Annotated in this window: 15 protein-coding genes; 2 read left to right on the top strand and 13 right to left on the bottom strand. The window is 69.9% G+C overall.

Features of this window, described 5'->3' with window-relative positions; genetic code table 11:
• The first annotated feature begins 151 nt into the window (after positions 1 to 151).
• Complete coding sequence (gene fahA / locus ACZ4VI_RS04590; RefSeq protein ID WP_467996558.1) at positions 152 to 1,378, top strand: fumarylacetoacetase; 1,227 nt, start codon at positions 152 to 154, stop codon at positions 1,376 to 1,378.
• Positions 1,379 to 1,487: 109 nt separating this feature from the next.
• Entirely contained in the window at positions 1,488 to 2,024 is a 537-nt protein-coding gene (locus tag ACZ4VI_RS04595; RefSeq protein WP_467996560.1) for a hypothetical protein, read from the top strand.
• Between the two features lie 62 nt (positions 2,025 to 2,086).
• Here the strand turns inward: ACZ4VI_RS04595 and nuoN are convergent, their stop codons facing one another.
• The 13 genes from nuoN to ACZ4VI_RS04660 all read right to left on the bottom strand — a co-directional run bounded on the left by nuoN (position 2,087) and on the right by ACZ4VI_RS04660 (position 17,687).
• Positions 2,087 to 3,736: an NADH-quinone oxidoreductase subunit NuoN gene (gene nuoN / locus ACZ4VI_RS04600; protein WP_467996562.1), complete on the bottom strand. Its 1,650-nt coding sequence runs from the start codon at positions 3,734 to 3,736 to the stop codon at positions 2,087 to 2,089.
• The gene (locus ACZ4VI_RS04605) at positions 3,733 to 5,322 is read right to left on the bottom strand and encodes an NADH-quinone oxidoreductase subunit M (RefSeq protein ID WP_467996564.1); all 1,590 of its coding nucleotides are present in this window, start codon (positions 5,320 to 5,322) and stop codon (positions 3,733 to 3,735) included. Before ACZ4VI_RS04605 ends, nuoN begins: the two co-directional genes overlap by 4 nt.
• A gap of 5 nt (positions 5,323 to 5,327) precedes the next feature.
• Positions 5,328 to 7,268, bottom strand: a complete 1,941-nt coding sequence (gene nuoL, locus ACZ4VI_RS04610) for an NADH-quinone oxidoreductase subunit L (RefSeq protein ID WP_467996566.1) — start codon at positions 7,266 to 7,268, stop codon at positions 5,328 to 5,330.
• 11 nt (positions 7,269 to 7,279) lie between these two features.
• The gene (gene nuoK, locus ACZ4VI_RS04615) at positions 7,280 to 7,579 is read right to left on the bottom strand and encodes an NADH-quinone oxidoreductase subunit NuoK (protein WP_064070011.1); all 300 of its coding nucleotides are present in this window, start codon (positions 7,577 to 7,579) and stop codon (positions 7,280 to 7,282) included.
• The gene (locus tag ACZ4VI_RS04620) at positions 7,576 to 8,427 is read right to left on the bottom strand and encodes an NADH-quinone oxidoreductase subunit J (protein WP_467996568.1); all 852 of its coding nucleotides are present in this window, start codon (positions 8,425 to 8,427) and stop codon (positions 7,576 to 7,578) included. The genes nuoK and ACZ4VI_RS04620 overlap by 4 nt, the downstream gene beginning before the upstream one ends.
• A complete protein-coding gene (nuoI, locus tag ACZ4VI_RS04625) occupies positions 8,424 to 9,002 on the bottom strand; it encodes an NADH-quinone oxidoreductase subunit NuoI (protein ID WP_467996570.1) in 579 nt (192 codons plus the stop codon). The genes ACZ4VI_RS04620 and nuoI overlap by 4 nt, the downstream gene beginning before the upstream one ends.
• Positions 8,995 to 10,386 carry an NADH-quinone oxidoreductase subunit NuoH gene (gene nuoH, locus ACZ4VI_RS04630; protein WP_467996572.1) on the bottom strand — a complete coding sequence of 464 codons (1,392 nt, stop codon included), beginning with the start codon at positions 10,384 to 10,386 and terminating at the stop codon, positions 8,995 to 8,997. Before nuoH ends, nuoI begins: the two co-directional genes overlap by 8 nt.
• Positions 10,387 to 10,513: 127 nt before the next feature.
• Positions 10,514 to 13,000 carry an NADH-quinone oxidoreductase subunit G gene (locus ACZ4VI_RS04635; RefSeq protein WP_467996573.1) on the bottom strand — a complete coding sequence of 829 codons (2,487 nt, stop codon included), beginning with the start codon at positions 12,998 to 13,000 and terminating at the stop codon, positions 10,514 to 10,516.
• A complete protein-coding gene (nuoF, locus tag ACZ4VI_RS04640; RefSeq protein ID WP_467996575.1) occupies positions 12,997 to 14,346 on the bottom strand; it encodes an NADH-quinone oxidoreductase subunit NuoF in 1,350 nt (449 codons plus the stop codon). Before nuoF ends, ACZ4VI_RS04635 begins: the two co-directional genes overlap by 4 nt.
• Positions 14,346 to 15,089, bottom strand: a complete 744-nt coding sequence (gene nuoE / locus ACZ4VI_RS04645; RefSeq protein ID WP_467996576.1) for an NADH-quinone oxidoreductase subunit NuoE — start codon at positions 15,087 to 15,089, stop codon at positions 14,346 to 14,348. The genes nuoF and nuoE overlap by 1 nt, the downstream gene beginning before the upstream one ends.
• A complete protein-coding gene (locus tag ACZ4VI_RS04650; RefSeq protein ID WP_467996578.1) occupies positions 15,086 to 16,408 on the bottom strand; it encodes an NADH-quinone oxidoreductase subunit D in 1,323 nt (440 codons plus the stop codon). The genes nuoE and ACZ4VI_RS04650 overlap by 4 nt, the downstream gene beginning before the upstream one ends.
• On the bottom strand, positions 16,405 to 17,136 hold the full coding sequence (locus tag ACZ4VI_RS04655) for an NADH-quinone oxidoreductase subunit C (RefSeq protein ID WP_467996580.1): 732 nt from the start codon (positions 17,134 to 17,136) through the stop codon (positions 16,405 to 16,407). The genes ACZ4VI_RS04650 and ACZ4VI_RS04655 overlap by 4 nt, the downstream gene beginning before the upstream one ends.
• Positions 17,133 to 17,687: a NuoB/complex I 20 kDa subunit family protein gene (locus tag ACZ4VI_RS04660; RefSeq protein ID WP_467996582.1), complete on the bottom strand. Its 555-nt coding sequence runs from the start codon at positions 17,685 to 17,687 to the stop codon at positions 17,133 to 17,135. Before ACZ4VI_RS04660 ends, ACZ4VI_RS04655 begins: the two co-directional genes overlap by 4 nt.
• Between the last annotated feature and the right edge of the window lie 11 nt (positions 17,688 to 17,698).

Genomic DNA, 17,698 nt, shown 5'->3' on the forward strand with positions numbered 1-17,698 from the left:
CACCCACAGCCCCCACACAGGACGAATAAAGCGCGCGAACATGGACAGTTGTGCACGGAGGCCTCACTTTCTGTGTGAGCCATGTCATCCGCGCCGAGCGGCCCGCCCCGTAACGTGTCCCCCACACCCGTGGAAAGCGAGGCAAGCACCGATGCCCGAGCAGTCTCCGCTCGACCTGGCCGAGGGCGATCCCTTCGGCCCGCACAACCTTCCGTACGGCGTCTTCTCCCCCGCCGACGAGCCCGACCGGCGGAGGGTCGGCGTCCGCGTCGGCGGTCATGTCCTCGACGCGGGGGCCGCGGCGCACGCGCTCGGTTCGCCGTACGCCGCACTGCTCGCACAGCCCAGCCTGAACCCCCTGCTCGCCGCCGGGCGCACCGCCTGGCGCGACGTGCGCCGGGCGCTGACGGCCTGGGTGACCGTGCCCGCGCATCGGCCGGTCATAGAGCCGCTGCTGCATCCGCTGGACTCCGTCACGCTCCATCTGCCGTTCGAGGTCGCGGACTACGTCGACTTCTACGCGAGCGAGCACCACGCCACCAACGTGGGCCAGATCTTCCGCCCCGACGGCGACGCGCTCACCCCCAACTGGAAGCACCTGCCGATCGGCTACCACGGCCGCGCGGGCACCGTCGTGGTCTCCGGCACCGATGTCGTACGCCCCGCGGGGCAGCGCAAGGCGCCCACCGACCCGGCGCCCGTCTTCGGGCCCTCGGTGAAGCTGGACATCGAGGCTGAGGTCGGCTTCGTCGTCGGCACCCCCTCGACGCTGGGCACGCCCGTCCCGCTGGCCGACTTCCGCGAGCACGTCTTCGGTCTGACGCTGCTCAACGACTGGTCGGCGCGCGACATCCAGGCCTGGGAGTACGTGCCGCTCGGCCCGTTCCTGGGCAAGTCGTTCACGACGTCCGTCTCGGCCTGGGTGACCCCCCTGGAGGCCCTGGACGCGGCCCGTACGGCCCCGCCGGCCCGGGACTTCGACCTGCTGCCGTACCTGGACGACTCCGCCGACGAGGAGCCCGGCGGCTTCGATCTGCGGATCACCGTCGAGATCAACGGCCAGGTCGTCTCCGAGCCGCCGTTCGCCACGATGTACTGGACGGCCGCCCAGCAGCTCGCCCACATGACGGTCAACGGGGCCTCGCTGCGGACCGGTGACCTGTACGGCTCCGGTACGGTCTCCGGGCCCGAGGTGCACCAGCGCGGCTCGCTCCTCGAGCTGACGTGGAACGGCCGCGACCCGCTCGAACTACCCACCGGGAAGCGGACGTTCCTGGAGGACGGCGACGTGGTCACGCTCACCGCGTGGGCGCCGGGGCCGGACGGTACGCAGGTCGCGCTCGGCGAGGTCACGGGCCGGATCGTTCCGGCGCCCTGACCCCTGCGCCCGACCCTCCAATGGGTCACCCCGCGTGCGGTGCCCTCCACCGGCGGCCCATGCTGCTGTCGGTGGGGGGCCCGAATCTCCCATTCCGAGGAGCACGCAGATGCCCGCACGAACCCGTCCTCTCATAGCCGCGCTCGGCCTCGCCGCCGTCACCTCGCTGGCCCTCGTGACGGCCCCTGCCTCGGCCGCGAAGCCGGTCCACGACTGGCCCCATCCGGACCTGGGGAAGGCCTACGACGCCACGGTGAAGTACACGTCTGAGCAGGCCGCCCTGAACGACGGCTACCTCCGGACGGACGACTGCGTCGAGGACCCGACGCTCGGCGGCATGGGCTACCACTACGTCAAACCGGCGCATATCGGCTCCACCGACCCGACCAAGCCCGCCGCCCTGCTCTATGAGGACGACCACAAGGGCGGGCGGAAGCTGGTCGCGGTCGAGTACATCGTCCCGAACACGGGCCAGCCCACCCCGCCGCGGATCTTCGGTCTCGACTTCGAGGGGCCGGACATCCTGCCGCCGGGGGACGTCTACACCCGGCACGCCTGGATCTTCAAGAAGAACCCGAAGGGCGTGCTCACCGGGTACAACCCGAAGGTGACGTGCGACTGCCCGCCGGAGAAGACGGCATCGTAGAGACGCGACAGGGCCCGGCCGCCGCTCGCGCGGGGACCGGGCCCTGAGCTGTCCCGTACGGGCTACCGCACGAACACGCTCGCCTGGCCCGCCAGGTCCAGGAAGTACTGCGGCGCGAGGCCGAGCACGAGCGTGACCGCGACGCCCACCGTGATCGTGGCCGTCGTGAAGGCCGAGGGCACGGCGACCGTGGGGCCTTCCGCCTTCGGCTCGCTGAAGAACATCAGCACGATCACCCGGATGTAGAAGAACGCGGCGATCGCCGACGAGATGACACCGACGACGACCAGCGCGCCCGCGCCGCCCTCCGCCGCCGCCTTGAAGACCGCGAACTTCCCCGCGAAGCCGGAGGTCAGCGGAATGCCGGCGAAGGCCAGCAGGAACACCGCGAAGACCGCGGCGACCAGCGGCGAACGGCGGCCCAGACCGGCCCACTTGGACAGGTGCGTCGCCTCGCCGCCCGCGTCCCGGACCAGCGTGACGACCGCGAACGCGCCGATCGTCACGAAGGAGTACGCGGCCAGGTAGAAGAGCACGGACGAGATGCCGCTGGGCGTCGCCGCGATGACACCGGCCAGCAGGAAGCCCGCGTGCGCGATGGAGGAGTACGCGAGGAGCCGCTTGATGTCCGTCTGGGTGATCGCGACGATCGCGCCGCCCAGCATGGTGACGATGGCGACGCCCCACATGACCGGCCGCCAGTCCCAGGTGAGGCCCGGCAGCACCACGTACAGCAGGCGCAGCAGCGCGCCGAACGCGGCGACCTTCGTCGCGGCGGCCATGAAGCCGGTGACGGGGGTCGGCGCGCCCTGGTAGACGTCCGGGGTCCACATGTGGAACGGGACGGCGCCGACCTTGAAGAGCAGGCCCATGAGGACCATGGCGAAGCCGATGAGCAGCAGGACGTCGTTGCCCATCGTCTGGGCGAGGGCCGGGTCGACCGACGTGACCGTGCCGTCGACGACGTTCGCGATGGTGGCGTACGAGACGGAGCCCGCGTAGCCGTACATCAGGGCGATGCCGAAGAGCAGGAACGCCGAGGAGAAGGCGCCGAGAAGGAAGTACTTGACCGCGGCCTCCTGCGACATGAGGCGCTTGCGGCGGGCGACGGCGCAGAGCAGGTAGAGCGGGAGGGAGAAGACCTCCAGGGCGATGAAGAGCGTCAGGAGGTCGTTGGCGGCGGGGAAGACCAGCATGCCGGCGATGGCGAACAGCACCAGCGGGAACACCTCGGTGGTGGTGAACCCGGCCTTGACCGCTGCCTTCTCCTGGTCGCTGCCGGGGACGGCGGCGGCCTCGGCGGCGAAGGAGTCGACCTTGTGGCCGTGACGGGCCGGGTCGAGCCTGCGCTCGGCGAAGGTGAAGACGGCGACGAGCGAGGCCAGCAGGATCGTGCCCTGGAGGAAGAGCGCCGGGCCGTCGACGGCGATGGCGCCCATGGCAGCGATCTGCGCCTTCGTGGAGCCGTAGCCGCCGGCGGCGAGGCCGACGACCGCGGCGAAGGCGGCGACCAGGGCGAGAACGCTGAGGAAGACCTGGCTGAGGTAGCGGCCCTTGCGGGGCACGGCGGCCTCGACGAGGACGCCGAGGACCGCGGCGCCGACGACGATGAGGACGGGTGAGAGCTGGACGTACTCGATACGGGGTGTCTCGATCTTGCTCAACGGCTCCGCGGCCGTCGTCCACAGGCTGTGGACAGCCGTTGTACTCACTTGGCTGCCTCCGCGTTCTGAATGGGTACGGCGGGCTGGGGGTCCTTCTGCTGGACGTCGGACATGGTGTGGCCGACGGCCGGGTTGACGATGTCCGTCAGCGGCTTCGGGAACACCCCGAGGAGGATCAGCAGGGCGATCAGCGGGGCGACCACGACCAGCTCCCGCACCCGGAGGTCGGGCATGGTCCTGACCTCCTCCGTCACCACCGGGCCCGTCATCGTCCGCTGGTACAGGACGAGGGTGTAGAGCGCGGCGAGGACGATGCCGGTGGTGGCGATGATGCCGGCCACCGGGTACCGGGCGAACGTGCCGACCAGGACCAGGAATTCACTGACGAAGGGCGCGAGGCCCGGCAGCGAGAGGGTGGCCAGACCGCCGACCAGGAAGGTGCCGGCGAGCACCGGGGCGACCTTCTGCACACCGCCGTAGTCGGCGATGAGCCGCGAGCCGCGCCGGCTGATCAGGAAGCCGGCCACCAACATCAGGGCGGCCGTCGAGATCCCGTGGTTGACCATGTACAGAGTCGCGCCGCTCTGGCCCTGGCTGGTCATCGCGAAGATGCCCATGATGATGAAGCCGAAGTGCGAGATCGAGGCGTACGCGACCAGGCGCTTGATGTCCCGCTGGCCGACCGCGACCAGCGCCCCGTAGACGATGCTGACCAGGGCGAGCACGATGATCACCGGGGTCGCCCACTTGCTCGCCTCGGGGAAGAGCTGGAGGCAGAAGCGGAGCATCGCGAACGTGCCCACCTTGTCGACGACCGCGGTGATGAGCACGGCGACCGGGGCGGTCGCCTCCCCCATCGCGTTCGGCAGCCAGGTGTGCAGCGGCCACAGCGGCGCCTTCACCGCGAAGGCGAAGAAGAAGCCGAGGAACAGCAGCCGCTCGGTGGTCGTCGCCATCTCCAGCTGGCCGTTCGCCCGGGCCTCGGCGATCTCGGTGAGGGAGAAGTTCCCCGCGACCACGTAGAGCCCGATGACGGCGGCCAGCATGATCAGTCCGCCGACCAGGTTGTACAGCAGGAACTTCACGGCCGCGTACGAGCGTTGGGCCGCCGCGTTCTCGTCCGTGCCCGCGTGGGCCCGGTCGCCGAAGCCGCCGATGAGGAAGTACATCGGGATGAGCATGGCTTCGAACAGGATGTAGAAGACGAAGACGTCGGTGGCCTCGAAGGAGAGGATCACCATCGCCTCGACCATCAGGATCAGGGCGAAGAAGCCCTGGGTCGGCCGCCAGCGGCTGCTCTTCGTCTCCAGGGGGTCGGCGTCGTGCCAGCCGGCCAGGATGATGAAGGGGATCAGTAGCGCGGTGAGCGCGATCAGCGTCACCGCGATGCCGTCCACGCCCAGTTCGTAGCGGACCCCGAAGTCCTTGATCCAGGCGTGGGATTCGGTGAGCTGGTAGCGGTCGCCGCCGGGCTCGAAGCGGACCATGACGACCGCGGCGAGCATCAGTGTGACCAGCGAGACGAGCAGCGCCAGCCACTTGGCCGCGGTGCGGCGGGCGGCGGGGACGGCGGCGGTCAGGATCGCACCGACCGCCGGCACCGCTGCCGTCACCGTAAGGAGCGGGAAGGACATGGCAGTTACACCGCCCTCATCAGCAGGGTCGCGGCGATCAGCACCGCCGTACCTCCGAACATGGAGACCGCATACGTGCGGGCGTAGCCGTTCTGCACCTTGCGCAGCCGGCCGGACAGACCGCCGACGGAGGCCGCGGTGCCGTTGACCACACCGTCGACCAGGCTGTGGTCGACGTAGACGAGCGAGCGGGTGAGGTGCGTGCCGCCCGTGACGAAGACGGCGTGGTTGAAGTCGTCCTGGAGCAGGTCCCGGCGGGCGGCCCGAGTGAGCAGCGAACCGCGCGGGGCGGTGACCGGTACCGGCCTGCGCCCGTACTGGAGGTACGCGAGCCCGACGCCGAGCACCATGACCGCGACGGTGGCCGTGGTGATCGCGGCCGCGCCGATCGGCGGGTGCCCGTGCTCGAACTCGGTCACCGGCCGGAGCCAGTTGATGAACCGGTCGCCGATGGCGAAGAAGCCGCCCGCGCCCACGGAGCCGACGGCCAGCAGGATCATCGGGACCGTCATCACCTTCGGTGACTCGTGCGGGTGCGGCATCTCGCCGGGCTCCACCTCGACGCCGGGCTCGATGCCGGGCGTCTTGTCCGGGTCGGGCGCGGGCTGCCAGCGCTTCTCGCCGAAGAACGTCATGATCATCACGCGCGTCATGTAGTACGCGGTGATGGCCGCGCCCAGCAGGGCGACGCCGCCGAGGATCCAGCCCTCGGTGCCGCCCTTGGCGAAGGCCGCCTCGATGATCTTGTCCTTGGAGAAGAAGCCGGACAGGCCCGGGAAGCCGATGATCGCGAGATAGCCGAGGCCGAAGGTGACGAAGGTGACCGGCATGTACTTCCGGAGGCCGCCGTACTTCCTCATGTCGACCTCGTCGTTCATGCCGTGCATGACCGAACCGGCGCCGAGGAAGAGCCCGGCCTTGAAGAAGCCGTGCGTGACCAGGTGCATGATCGCGAAGACGTAGCCGATGGGGCCGAGGCCCGCGGCCAGGATCATGTAGCCGATCTGCGACATCGTCGAGCCGGCGAGCGCCTTCTTGATGTCGTCCTTCGCGCAACCGACGATCGCACCGAAGAGGAGCGTGACCGCGCCGACCACGACGACCGCGAGCTGGGCGTCCGGGGAGGCGTTGAAGATGTCGGCGGAGCGGACGATCAGATAGACACCGGCGGTGACCATGGTGGCCGCGTGGATGAGCGCCGAGACCGGGGTCGGGCCCTCCATCGCGTCCCCGAGCCAGGACTGCAGCGGCACCTGGGCCGACTTGCCGCAGGCGGCGAGGAGCAGCATGAGGGCGATCGCCGTCACCGTGCCCTTGGACGCCTCACCGGTCGACTCCAGGACCGGCCCGAAGGCGAAGGTCCCGAAGGTGGTGAACATGATCATGACGGCGATCGAGAGGCCCATGTCGCCGACCCGGTTGACCAGGAAGGCCTTCTTCGCGGCGGTGGCCGCGCTGGGCTTGTGCTGCCAGAAGCCGATCAGGAGGAACGAGGCGAGACCGACGCCCTCCCAGCCGAAGTACAGCAGCAGGTAGTTGTCGGCGAGGACGAGGAGCAGCATCGCCGCGAGGAACAGGTTCAGATAGCCGAAGAAGCGGCGCTTGCGCTCGTCGTGCGCCATGTACCCGATCGAGTACAGGTGGATGAGCGAGCCCACGCCGGTGATCAGCAGCACGAACGTCATCGACAGCTGGTCGAGCTGGAAGGCCATCTCCGCCTGGAAGCCCTCGACGGGGATCCAGGTGAACAGGTGCTGGAACATGGCCCGCTCGTCGACGGGCTTGCCGAGCATGTCGGCGAAGAGGACCAGGCCGATGACGAAGGAGGCGGCCGCGAGCAGCGTGCCGAGCACGGGCCCGGCCTTGTCCAGGCGCCGCCCGCCACACAGCAGGACGGCCGCTCCCAGCAGGGGCGCCGCGATGAGCAGAACGATCATGTTGTCCACAATTCAGCCCCTTACAGCTTCATCAGGCTGGCGTCGTCGACCGAGGCCGAGTGGCGGGAACGGAACAGCGACACGATGATCGCGAGCCCGACGACGACCTCCGCGGCGGCGACGACCATCGTGAAGAAGGCGATGATCTGGCCGTCGAGATTGCCGTGCATCCGGGAGAAGGCGACGAGCGCGAGGTTGCAGGCGTTGAGCATCAGCTCGACGCACATGAAGACCACGATCGCGTTGCGCCGGATCAGCACCCCGGCCGCGCCGATGGTGAACAACAGAGCGGCGAGGTAGAGATAGTTGACGGGATTCACCGCGAGGCCTCCTCTTCGTCCCGGTCCCGGCCGAGCGCGTTCCGGTCCCGGCCGAGCCGCTCCTCGGAGCGCTGTTCAAGCGCCTTGAGGTCGGCGAGTGCTTCCGCCGAAACGTCGCGGATCTGGCCGCGCCTGCGCAGCGTCTGCATCACGGTCAGCTCGGCCGGCGTGCCGTCGGGCAGCAGACCGGCGATGTCCACCGCGTTGTGCCGGGCATAGACACCCGGCGCGGGCAGCGGCGGAACGTGCTTGCCTTCCCGTACCCGCTGCTCGGACAGCTCGCGCTGGGTGCGGGCCCGCTCGGTGCGCTCGCGGTGGGTGAGGACCATCGCGCCGACGGCCGCGGTGATGAGCAGCGCGCCGGTGATCTCGAAGGCGAAGACGTACTTGGTGAAGATGAGGGCGGCGAGGCCCTCCACATTCCCGCCGTACGCGCTGTTGGCCGCGCCGAGTCCGTTGAACTCCGTCAGGGAGGCCTGGCCGATGCCGGCGATCAGCAGGATGCCGAAGCCGAGCCCGCAGGCCGCGGCCCACCAGCGCTGGCCCTTGATGGTCTCCTTCAGGGAGTCCGCGGCCGTGACACCGACCAGCATGACGATGAAGAGGAACAGCATCATGATCGCGCCGGTGTAGACGACGATCTGGACGATGCCGAGGAAGTACGCGCCGTTGGCGAGGTAGAAGACCGCCAGGACGATCATCGTGCCGGCCAGTGAGAGGGCGCTGTGCATGGCCTTCTTCATCAGGACCGTGCCGAGGGCGCCGAGCACGGCGACGGTGCCGAGGACCCAGAACTGGAAGGTCTGGCCGTCGGAGGTGGCGTACGCCGCGAGGTTCTGGGCGCTCATGCGTCCACCTCTTCCGGCTCGCCCTTCTCTCCCTTGGAGGTGGCGACCTGCTGGACGGTGCCCGGGGCGGCCTCGGTGACCAGGCCCCGGTAGTAGTCCTGCTCGTCCATCCCCGGGTAGATGGCGTGCGGCGTGTCGACCATGCCCTCCTCCAGGCCCGCGAGGAGCTGCTCCTTGGTGAAGATGAGGTTCGCCCGCGAGGTGTCGGCCAGTTCGAACTCGTTGGTCATCGTCAGCGCGCGCGTGGGGCAGGCCTCGATGCACAGCCCGCAGAAGATGCAGCGGGCGTAGTTGATCTGGTAGACGCGGCCGTAGCGCTCGCCCGGGGAGTAGCGCTCCTCGTCGGTGTTGTCCGCGCCCTCCACGTAGATGGCGTCCGCGGGGCAGGCCCAGGCGCACAACTCGCAGCCGATGCACTTCTCCAGACCGTCCGGATGACGGTTGAGCTGGTGCCGGCCGTGGAAGCGCGGCGCCGTCGTCTTGCGTTCCTCCGGATACTGCTCGGTCAGCCGCTTCTTGAACATGGCCTTGAAGGTCACGCCGAACCCGGCCACCGGATTCTGGAAATCAGACACTGTCCGTCTCCTTTCCATCACTCTCAGTAGCAGTATCGGGGGCACCACTGACAACCAGTTCGCGGTCGTGGCGTGGCCTGCGCCGTGGGACGGGCGGCAGGGACTGTCCGGGCTTGGGCGGTACGGGGAATCCGCCGGCCATCGGGTCGAAGGCGGGCTCGCCGTCGGCCGGGCCCTCGGCCGCCTTCGCCTTCCGGTCGCGGAACATGTCGGCGATGAAGGAGAGGAGCAGGACGGCGATGACGGCTCCGGCGACGTACAGCACGATGTTCTGGAAGCCGACGTTCTGGTTGCGCAGGGCGCGGACGGTGGCGACCAGCATCAGCCAGAGCACCGAGACCGGGATGAGGACCTTCCAGCCGAGCTTCATCAGCTGGTCGTAGCGGACGCGGGGCAGGGTGCCGCGCAGCCAGATGAAGAAGAAGAGCAGCAGCTGCACCTTGAGGACGAACCAGAGCATCGGCCACCAGCCGTGGTTCGCGCCCTCCCAGAAGGTGGAGACCGGGTACGGGGCGCGCCAGCCGCCGAGGAAGAGAGTCACGGAGACGGCGGAGACGGTCACCATGTTCACGTACTCGGCGAGCATGAACATCGCGAACTTGATGGAGGAGTACTCGGTGTTGAAGCCGCCGACGAGGTCGCCCTCGGACTCGGGCATGTCGAAGGGGGCGCGGTTGGTCTCGCCGACCATCGTGACGATGTAGATGATGAACGAGACCGGCAGCAGGATGACGAACCAGCGGTCCGCCTGCGCCTCGACGATGGCCGAGGTCGACATCGACCCGGCGTAGAGGAAGACGGAGGCGAACGCGGCGCCCATGGCGATCTCGTAGGAGATCATCTGGGCGCAGGAGCGCAGGCCGCCGAGGAGCGGGTACGTGGAGCCGGAGGACCAGCCGGCGAGGACGATGCCGTAGATGCCGACGGAGGCGATCGCGAGGACGTACAGCATCGCGATCGGCAGGTCGGTGAGCTGCATCGTGGTGCGGTGCCCGAAGATCGAGACCTCGTTGCCTGCCGGGCCGAACGGGATCACGGCGATGGCCATGAACGCGGGGGCGGCGGCGATGATCGGCGCGAGGATGTAGACGACCTTGTCGGCGCGCTTGACGACGACGTCCTCCTTCAGCATCAGCTTGATGCCGTCCGCGAGGGACTGGAGGAGCCCCCAGGGCCCGTGCCGGTTGGGCCCGATGCGCAGCTGCATCCAGGCGACGACCTTGCGCTCCCACACGATGGAGAAGAGCACGGTGACCATGAGGAAGGCGAAACAGAAGACAGCCTTGATCGCGACGAGCCACCAGGGGTCCGTCCCGAACATGGAGAGGTCTTCAGCGGCGAGGACGCTGCGCTGGGCGTCCGCGAGTGGGGCGAGGCCCGTCATGAGCGCACCTCCCGTGCGGGGGCGGCCGGGGCTTCGCCCGGCCGGACGGTGTGGGGACGGGGGCGCGCCCCTGCGGGGCCACGGCCCGCGACGGCCTGGGCTTCGCCCGGCCGGGCGAAGGATGCGGTCATGACCGGACCTCCACCACGTCAGTGGCACCCGCCGGGCCGATGCGGACCACGGTGCCTGGGTGGGCGCCTGTGTCGGAGAGGACGCCGCCCGCCGTCGAGTTGAGGGGGAGCCAGACCACGCGGTCGGGCATCTGGGTGACCTGGAGGGGGAGGCGGGTGGTGCCGGTCGGGCCGGTGACGGCGAGGAGGTCGCCGTCCTTGACGCCCGTCTCGGCGGCGGTGGTGGCCGAGAGGCGGGCGACCGCCGCGTGGCGGGTGCCGGCCAGGGCCGTGTCGCCTTCCTGGAGGCGGCCCAGGTCGAGCAGGAGCCGGTGTCCGGCGAGGACCGCCTCGCCCTCGCCGGGGCGGGGCGCGGGCTGTGCGGGCTCGTTGGGCGCGGAGGCCCGCTCGCCGTCCCAGCCGCCGAGCCGGTCCAGCTCCCGGCGGATGGAGCGCAGGTCGGGCAGGGCCAGGTGCGCGTCGAGGGCGTCGGCGAGCATGTGGAGCACGCGCGCGTCCGCCGGCGGCAGCGTCCGGGTCATCTGCTCGGGCTTGAGCGCGGCCTCGAAGAGCCGTGCCCTGCCCTCCCAGTTGAGGAACGTGCCGGGCTTCTCGGCGACCGCGGCGACCGGCAGGATCACGTCCGCCCGCTCGGTGACCTCGCTCGGCCGCAGCTCCAGGGAGACCACGAACGCCGCGTCGAGCGCCTCACGCGCGCGTGCCGGGTCCGGCAGGTCGCGGACCTCGACACCGCCGACGAGCAGTGCGCCCAGTTCGCCGGTGGCCGCGGCCTCGATGATCTGGCCGGTGTCGCGGCCGTAGCCGTGCGGGAGTTCGCGTACGCCCCAGGCGGCCGCGACCTCCTCACGCGCGCGTGGGTCGGTCGCGGGCCGGCCGCCGGGCAGCAGCGTCGGGATCGCGCCGGCTTCGAGCGCGCCGCGCTCTCCGGCCCGGCGCGGGATCCACACCAGCTTCGCGCCGGTCTCCGCCGCCGTCCGCACCGCCGCGGTCAGCCCGCCGGGCACCGCGGCGAGACGCTCGCCGACCACGATGACCGCGCCGTCCCGGCGCAGCGCCTCCGCCGCCCGCGTACCGTCCTCGTCGAGTCCGGTGCGCGAGGTGAGCGCGTCCAGCCACTCCGTCTCGGTGCCGGGCGCGGCCGGAAGCAGCGTGCCGCCCGCCTTCTCCAGGCCCCGGGTCGCGAACGCGGCCAGCGCGTACGTCTGCTGGCCGTGCTTGCGCCAGGCCTTGCGCAGCCGCAGGAAGACGCCGGGCGCCTCCTCCTCGGACTCGAAGCCGACGAGCAGCACCGCCGGGGCGGCTTCGAGCGAGGTGTACGTGACCCCGCTGCCGTCCAGGTCCCGCCCACGGCCCGCGACCTGCGAGGCCAGGAAGTCGGCCTCCTCGCCGGAGTGGACCCGGGCCCGGAAGTCGACGTCGTTCGTGTCGAGGGCGACCCGGGCGAACTTGGCGTACGCGTACGCGTCCTCGACGGTCAGCCGCCCGCCGGCCAGGACGCCGGTACGGCCCCGGACCAGGCCGCGGGCCGCCGCCTCCAGGGCCTCCGGCCAGGACGCGGCTTCGAGGACGCCCGCCTCATTGCGGACGAGCGGCGTGCTCAGCCGGTCGCGCTGCTGGGCGTACCGGAACGCGAACCGCCCCTTGTCGCACAGCCACTCCTCGTTGACCTCCGGGTCCTCCGCCGCGAGCCGCCGCATGACCTTCCCGCGCCGGTGGTCGGTGCGCGTCGCGCAGCCGCCCGCGCAGTGCTCGCACACGCTCGGCGACGACACCAGGTCGAAGGGGCGGGAGCGGAACCGGTACGCCGCCGAGGTCAGCGCGCCCACCGGGCAGATCTGGATGGTGTTCCCGGAGAAGTACGACTCGAAGGGCTCGCCCTCGCCGATGCCGACCTGCTCCAGCGCGCCGCGCTCGAGCAGCTCGATCATCGGGTCGCCCGCGATCTGCTGCGAGAACCGGGTGCAGCGGGCGCACAGCACGCACCGCTCACGGTCCAGGAGCACCTGCGGGGAGAGCGGGATCGGCTTCTCGTACGTCCGCTTCTTCCCCTCGAAGCGGGAGTCGGCCTGCCCGTGGGACATGGCCTGGTTCTGCAGCGGGCACTCGCCGCCCTTGTCGCAGACCGGGCAGTCCAGCGGGTGGTTGATGAGCAGCAGCTCCATCACCCCGTGCTGGGCCTTCTCGGCGACCCGCGACGTCAGCTGCGACTTGACGACCATCCCGTCCGTGCAGGTGATGGTGCAGGACGCCATCGGCTTGCGCTGGCCCTCGACCTCGACGATGCACTGCCGGCAGGCGCCGACCGGGTCGAGGAGCGGGTGGTCGCAGAACCGCGGGATCTCGATGCCGAGCTGCTCGGCGGCGCGGATGACCAGGGTCCCCTTGGGGACGGAGATCTCGGCGCCGTCGATGGTCAGCGAGACGAGATCCTCCGGCGGGACGGCGGCCTCGCCTCCGGCCGGGTTCGACGTGGTGACCGTCATGCCGTCACCTCCTTGTGGTTGTCCGCCCAGGCGGTCGACTTGGCCGGGTCGAAGGGGCAGCCCCGGCCGGTGATGTGCTGCTCGTACTCCTCGCGGAAGTACTTCAGCGAGGAGAAGATCGGGGAGGCGGCGCCGTCGCCGAGCGCGCAGAACGACTTGCCGTTGATGTTGTCGGCGATGTCGTTCAGCTTGTCGAGGTCGGACATCTGGCCCTTGCCGGCCTCGATGTCGCGGAGCAACTGCACCAGCCAGTAGGTGCCTTCGCGGCACGGCGTGCACTTGCCGCAGGACTCGTGCGCGTAGAACTCGGTCCACCGGGTCACGGCCCGGACCACGCACGTCGTCTCGTCGAAGCACTGGAGCGCCTTCGTGCCGAGCATCGAGCCGGCGGCGCCCACGGCCTCGTAGTCGAGCGGGACGTCGAGGTGCTCATCGGTGAGGAGCGGGGTGGAGGAGCCGCCGGGGGTCCAGAACTTCAGCCGGTGGCCCGGCCGCATGCCGCCGCTCATGTCGAGGAGCTGGCGCAGCGTGATCCCGAGCGGGGCCTCGTACTGGCCCGGCGTGGCGACGTGCCCGCTGAGCGAGTAGAGCGTGAAGCCCGGGGACTTCTCGCTGCCCATCGACTTGAACCAGTCCTTGCCCCGGTTGAAGATCGCGGGAACGGACGCGATGGACTCGACGTTGTTCACCACAGTGGGGCATGCGTACAGACCGGCGACCGCGGGGAAGGGGGGACGCAGCCGGGGCTGGCCGCGCCGTCCTTCGAGCGAGTCGAGCAGCGCGGTCTCCTCGCCGCAGATGTACGCGCCGGCGCCCGCGTGCACGGTGAGTTCGAGGTTCAGTCCGCTGCCCTGGACGTTCTCGCCGAGGTAGCCGGCCTCGTACGCCTCGCGGACGGCCTCGTGGAGGCGGCGCAGGACGGGCACGACCTCGCCGCGCAGATAGATGAAGGCGTGGTTCGACCGGATCGCGTAGCAGGCGATCACGATGCCCTCGATCAGGGAGTGCGGGTTGGCGAAGAGGAGCGGGATGTCCTTGCAGGTGCCCGGCTCGGACTCGTCGGCGTTGACGACGAGGTAGTGCGGCTTGCCGTCGCCCTGCGGAATGAACTGCCACTTCATTCCGGTGGGGAAGCCGGCGCCGCCGCGGCCGCGCAGACCGGAGTCCTTGACGTACGCGATGACCTCGTCGGGCGACATCGCGAGGGCCTTCCGCAGGCCCTCGTACCCCTCGTGCCTCCTGTACGTCTCCAGGGTCCAGGAGTCGGGCTGGTCCCAGAACGCCGACAGGACCGGCGCGAGAAGCTTCTCGGGGCTGCTGTTGTTGATCTCGGGTGCCAAGGTCATCACTCCCCCTCCCCACTGGCCGATTCGCCGCGCGGGTGGACGATCTTGTGGTGCGGGGTCTCGCCCTTGGCCAGCCGCAGCCCGACGAGCGAGGCCGGGCCGGCCCCACCGGTGGCCTCGACGGCCCCCTCGCGCTCGTCGGGGAAACCGGCCAGGATGCGGGCGGTCTCCTTGTACGTGCACAGCGGCGCGCCGCGCGTCGGTTCGACCGGGCGGCCGGCCCGCAGGTCGTCGACGATCTTCTTGGCGGACGCGGGCGTCTGGTTGTCGAAGAACTCCCAGTTGACCATCATCACGGGCGCGAAGTCGCAGGCCGCGTTGCACTCGATGTGCTCCAGCGTGACCTTGCCGTCCGGCGTCGTCTCGTCGTTCCCGACGCCGAGGTGCTCCTTCAGCTCCTCGAAGATGGCGTCGCCGCCCATGACGGCGCAGAGCGTGTTGGTGCAGACGCCGACCTGGTAGTCGCCGGAGGGCTTGCGGCGGTACATCGTGTAGAAGGTGGCGACCGCGGTGACCTCGGCGGTGGTCAGGCCGAGGACCTCGGCGCAGAACCTCATGCCGGTACGGGAGACATGGCCCTCCTCCGACTGCACGAGGTGCAGCAGCGGCAGGAGCGCGGAGCGGGACCCCGGGTAGCGGGCGATGATCTCCTTGGCGTCCGCCTCCAGCCGGGCGCGTACCTCGGCCGGGTAGTCGGGGGCGGGGAGCTGGGGCATCCCGAGACTGGTGTGTCCGTCCGTCATCGGTCGACGCCTCCCATCACGGGGTCGATGGACGCGACGGCGACGATGACGTCGGCGAACATGCCGCCCTCGCACATTGCCGCCATGGCCTGCAGGTTGGTGAAGGACGGGTCGCGGAAGTGGACCCGGTAGGGGCGGGTGCCGCCGTCGGAGACGACGTGCACGCCCAGTTCGCCCCTGGGCGCCTCGACGGCCGCGTAGGCCTGTCCGGCCGGGACGCGGAAGCCCTCGGTGACCAGCTTGAAGTGGTGGATCAGGGCCTCCATGGAGGTGCCCATGATCTTCTTGATGTGGTCGAGGGAGTTGCCGAGTCCGTCCGGGCCGAGCGCGAGCTGCGCGGGCCAGGCGATCTTCTTGTCGCCGACCATGACCGGGCCGGGCGCCAGGCGGTCGAGGCACTGCTCGACGATCCGCAGGGACTGCCGCATCTCCTCCAGGCGGATGAGGAAGCGGCCGTAGGCATCGCAGGTGTCGGCGGTCGGGATGTCGAACTCGTAGTTCTCGTAGCCGCAGTACGGGTCGGTCTTGCGCAGGTCGTGCGGGAGGCCCGCGGAGCGCAGGATCGGTCCGGTGGCGCCGAGCGCCATGCACCCTGTGAGGTCGAGGTAGCCGACGTCCTGCATCCGGGCCTTGAAGATGGGGTTGCCGGTGGCGAGCTTGTCGTACTCCGGCAGGTTCTTCTTCATGGTCTTCACGAACTCGCGCACGGCGTCGACGGCGCCGGGCGGGAGGTCCTGGGCGAGGCCGCCGGGGCGGATGAACGCGTGGTTCATGCGCAGGCCGGTGATCAGCTCGTACAGGTCCAGGATCATCTCGCGGTCCCGGAAGCCGTAGATCATGATCGTGGTGGCGCCCAGCTCCATGCCGCCGGTGGCGATGGCCACCAGGTGGGAGGAGAGCCGGTTGAGCTCCATCAGGAGCACGCGGACGACCGAAGCGCGGGCCGGGATCTGGTCGGTGATGTCGAGCAGCTTCTCGACGCCCAGGCAGTACGCCGTCTCGTTGTAGAACGAGGTGAGGTAGTCCATGCGCGTGACGAAGGTGGTGCCCTGCGTCCAGTTCCGGTACTCGAGGTTCTTCTCGATGCCGGTGTGGAGGTAGCCGATGCCGCAACGGGCCTCGGTGACGGTCTCGCCGTCGATCTCCAGGATCAGGCGGAGCACGCCGTGCGTGGACGGGTGCTGGGGGCCCATGTTGACGACGATGCGCTCGTCGTCGGCCTTGGCGGCGGACTCGACGACCTCGTCCCAGTCGCCGCCGGTGACCGTGTAGACGGTGCCTTCCGTCGTCTCCCGAGGGGAGGCAGAGGGGGTGTTCACGAGTACGACCTCCGCTGGTCCGGAGCCGGGATCTGGGCGCCCTTGTACTCGACGGCGATGCCGCCGAGGGGATAGTCCTTGCGCTGCGGGAAGCCCTGCCAGTCGTCCGGCATCATGATCCGGGTGAGGGCGGGGTGGCCGTCGAAGACGATGCCGAAGAAGTCGTACGTCTCGCGCTCGTGCCAGTCGTTCGTCGGATAGACCGCGACGAGCGACGGGATGTGCGGGTCGGCGTCCGGGGCGGACACCTCCAGGCGGATCAGCCGGCCGTGGGTGATCGAGCGCAGGTGGTAGACGGCGTGCAGCTCGCGGCCCTTGTCGCCGAGGTAGTGGACGCCGGAGACGCCCGTACAGAGCTCGAAGCGCAGGGCAGGGTCGTCGCGCAGGGTCCTCGCCACCCGCACCAGGTGCTCGCGGGCGATGTGGAAGGTGATCTCGCCGCGGTCGACGACCGTCTTCTCGATGGCGTTCTCGGGCAGGAGCCCCTGCTCGTCGAGGGCGCCCTCCAGTTCGTCGGCGACCTCGTCGAACCAGCCGCCGTACGGGCGGGCCGCCGCGCCCGGGAGGCGTACGGAGCGGACGAGGCCGCCGTAGCCGGAGGTGTCGCCGCCGTTGTTGGCGCCGAACATCCCGCGCTGGACGCGGACCTCCTCGCCGTGCTCCCCGCGCTGACCCGGAAGGTTCTGCTCGGAGAGGTCCTTCTCGGGGTTCGGTGTCTCGTCGCTCACCGGAGAAGACCCTTCATCTCAATGGTCGGCAGGGCCTTGAGCGCCGCTTCCTCCGCCTCGCGGGCCGCCTCCTCGGCGTTCACGCCGAGGGGGGAGCTCTGGATCTTCTGGTGGAGCTTGAGAATCGCGTCCATCAGCATCTCCGGGCGCGGCGGACAACCCGGCAAATAGACGTCAACCGGCACAACATGGTCAACACCCTGCACAACTGCATAATTATTGAACATTCCGCCCGAAGACGCACACACTCCCATGGAGATGACCCACTTGGGGTTCGGCATCTGGTCGTAGACCTGCCGCAGGACCGGCGCCATCTTCTGGCTGACCCGGCCGGCGACGATCATCAGGTCGGCCTGGCGCGGCGAGCCGCGGAAGACCTCCATGCCGAAGCGCGCCAGGTCGTAGCGGCCTGCGCCGGTCGTCATCATCTCGATGGCGCAGCAGGCGAGGCCGAAGGTCGCGGGGAAGACGGACGACTTCCGCACCCAGCCCGCGGCCTGTTCGACCGTCGTCAGCAGAAATCCGCTCGGCAGCTTCTCTTCGAGTCCCATGGGTGCTCCTC

This window comes from Streptomyces sp. NPDC029169, assembly GCF_055563935.1.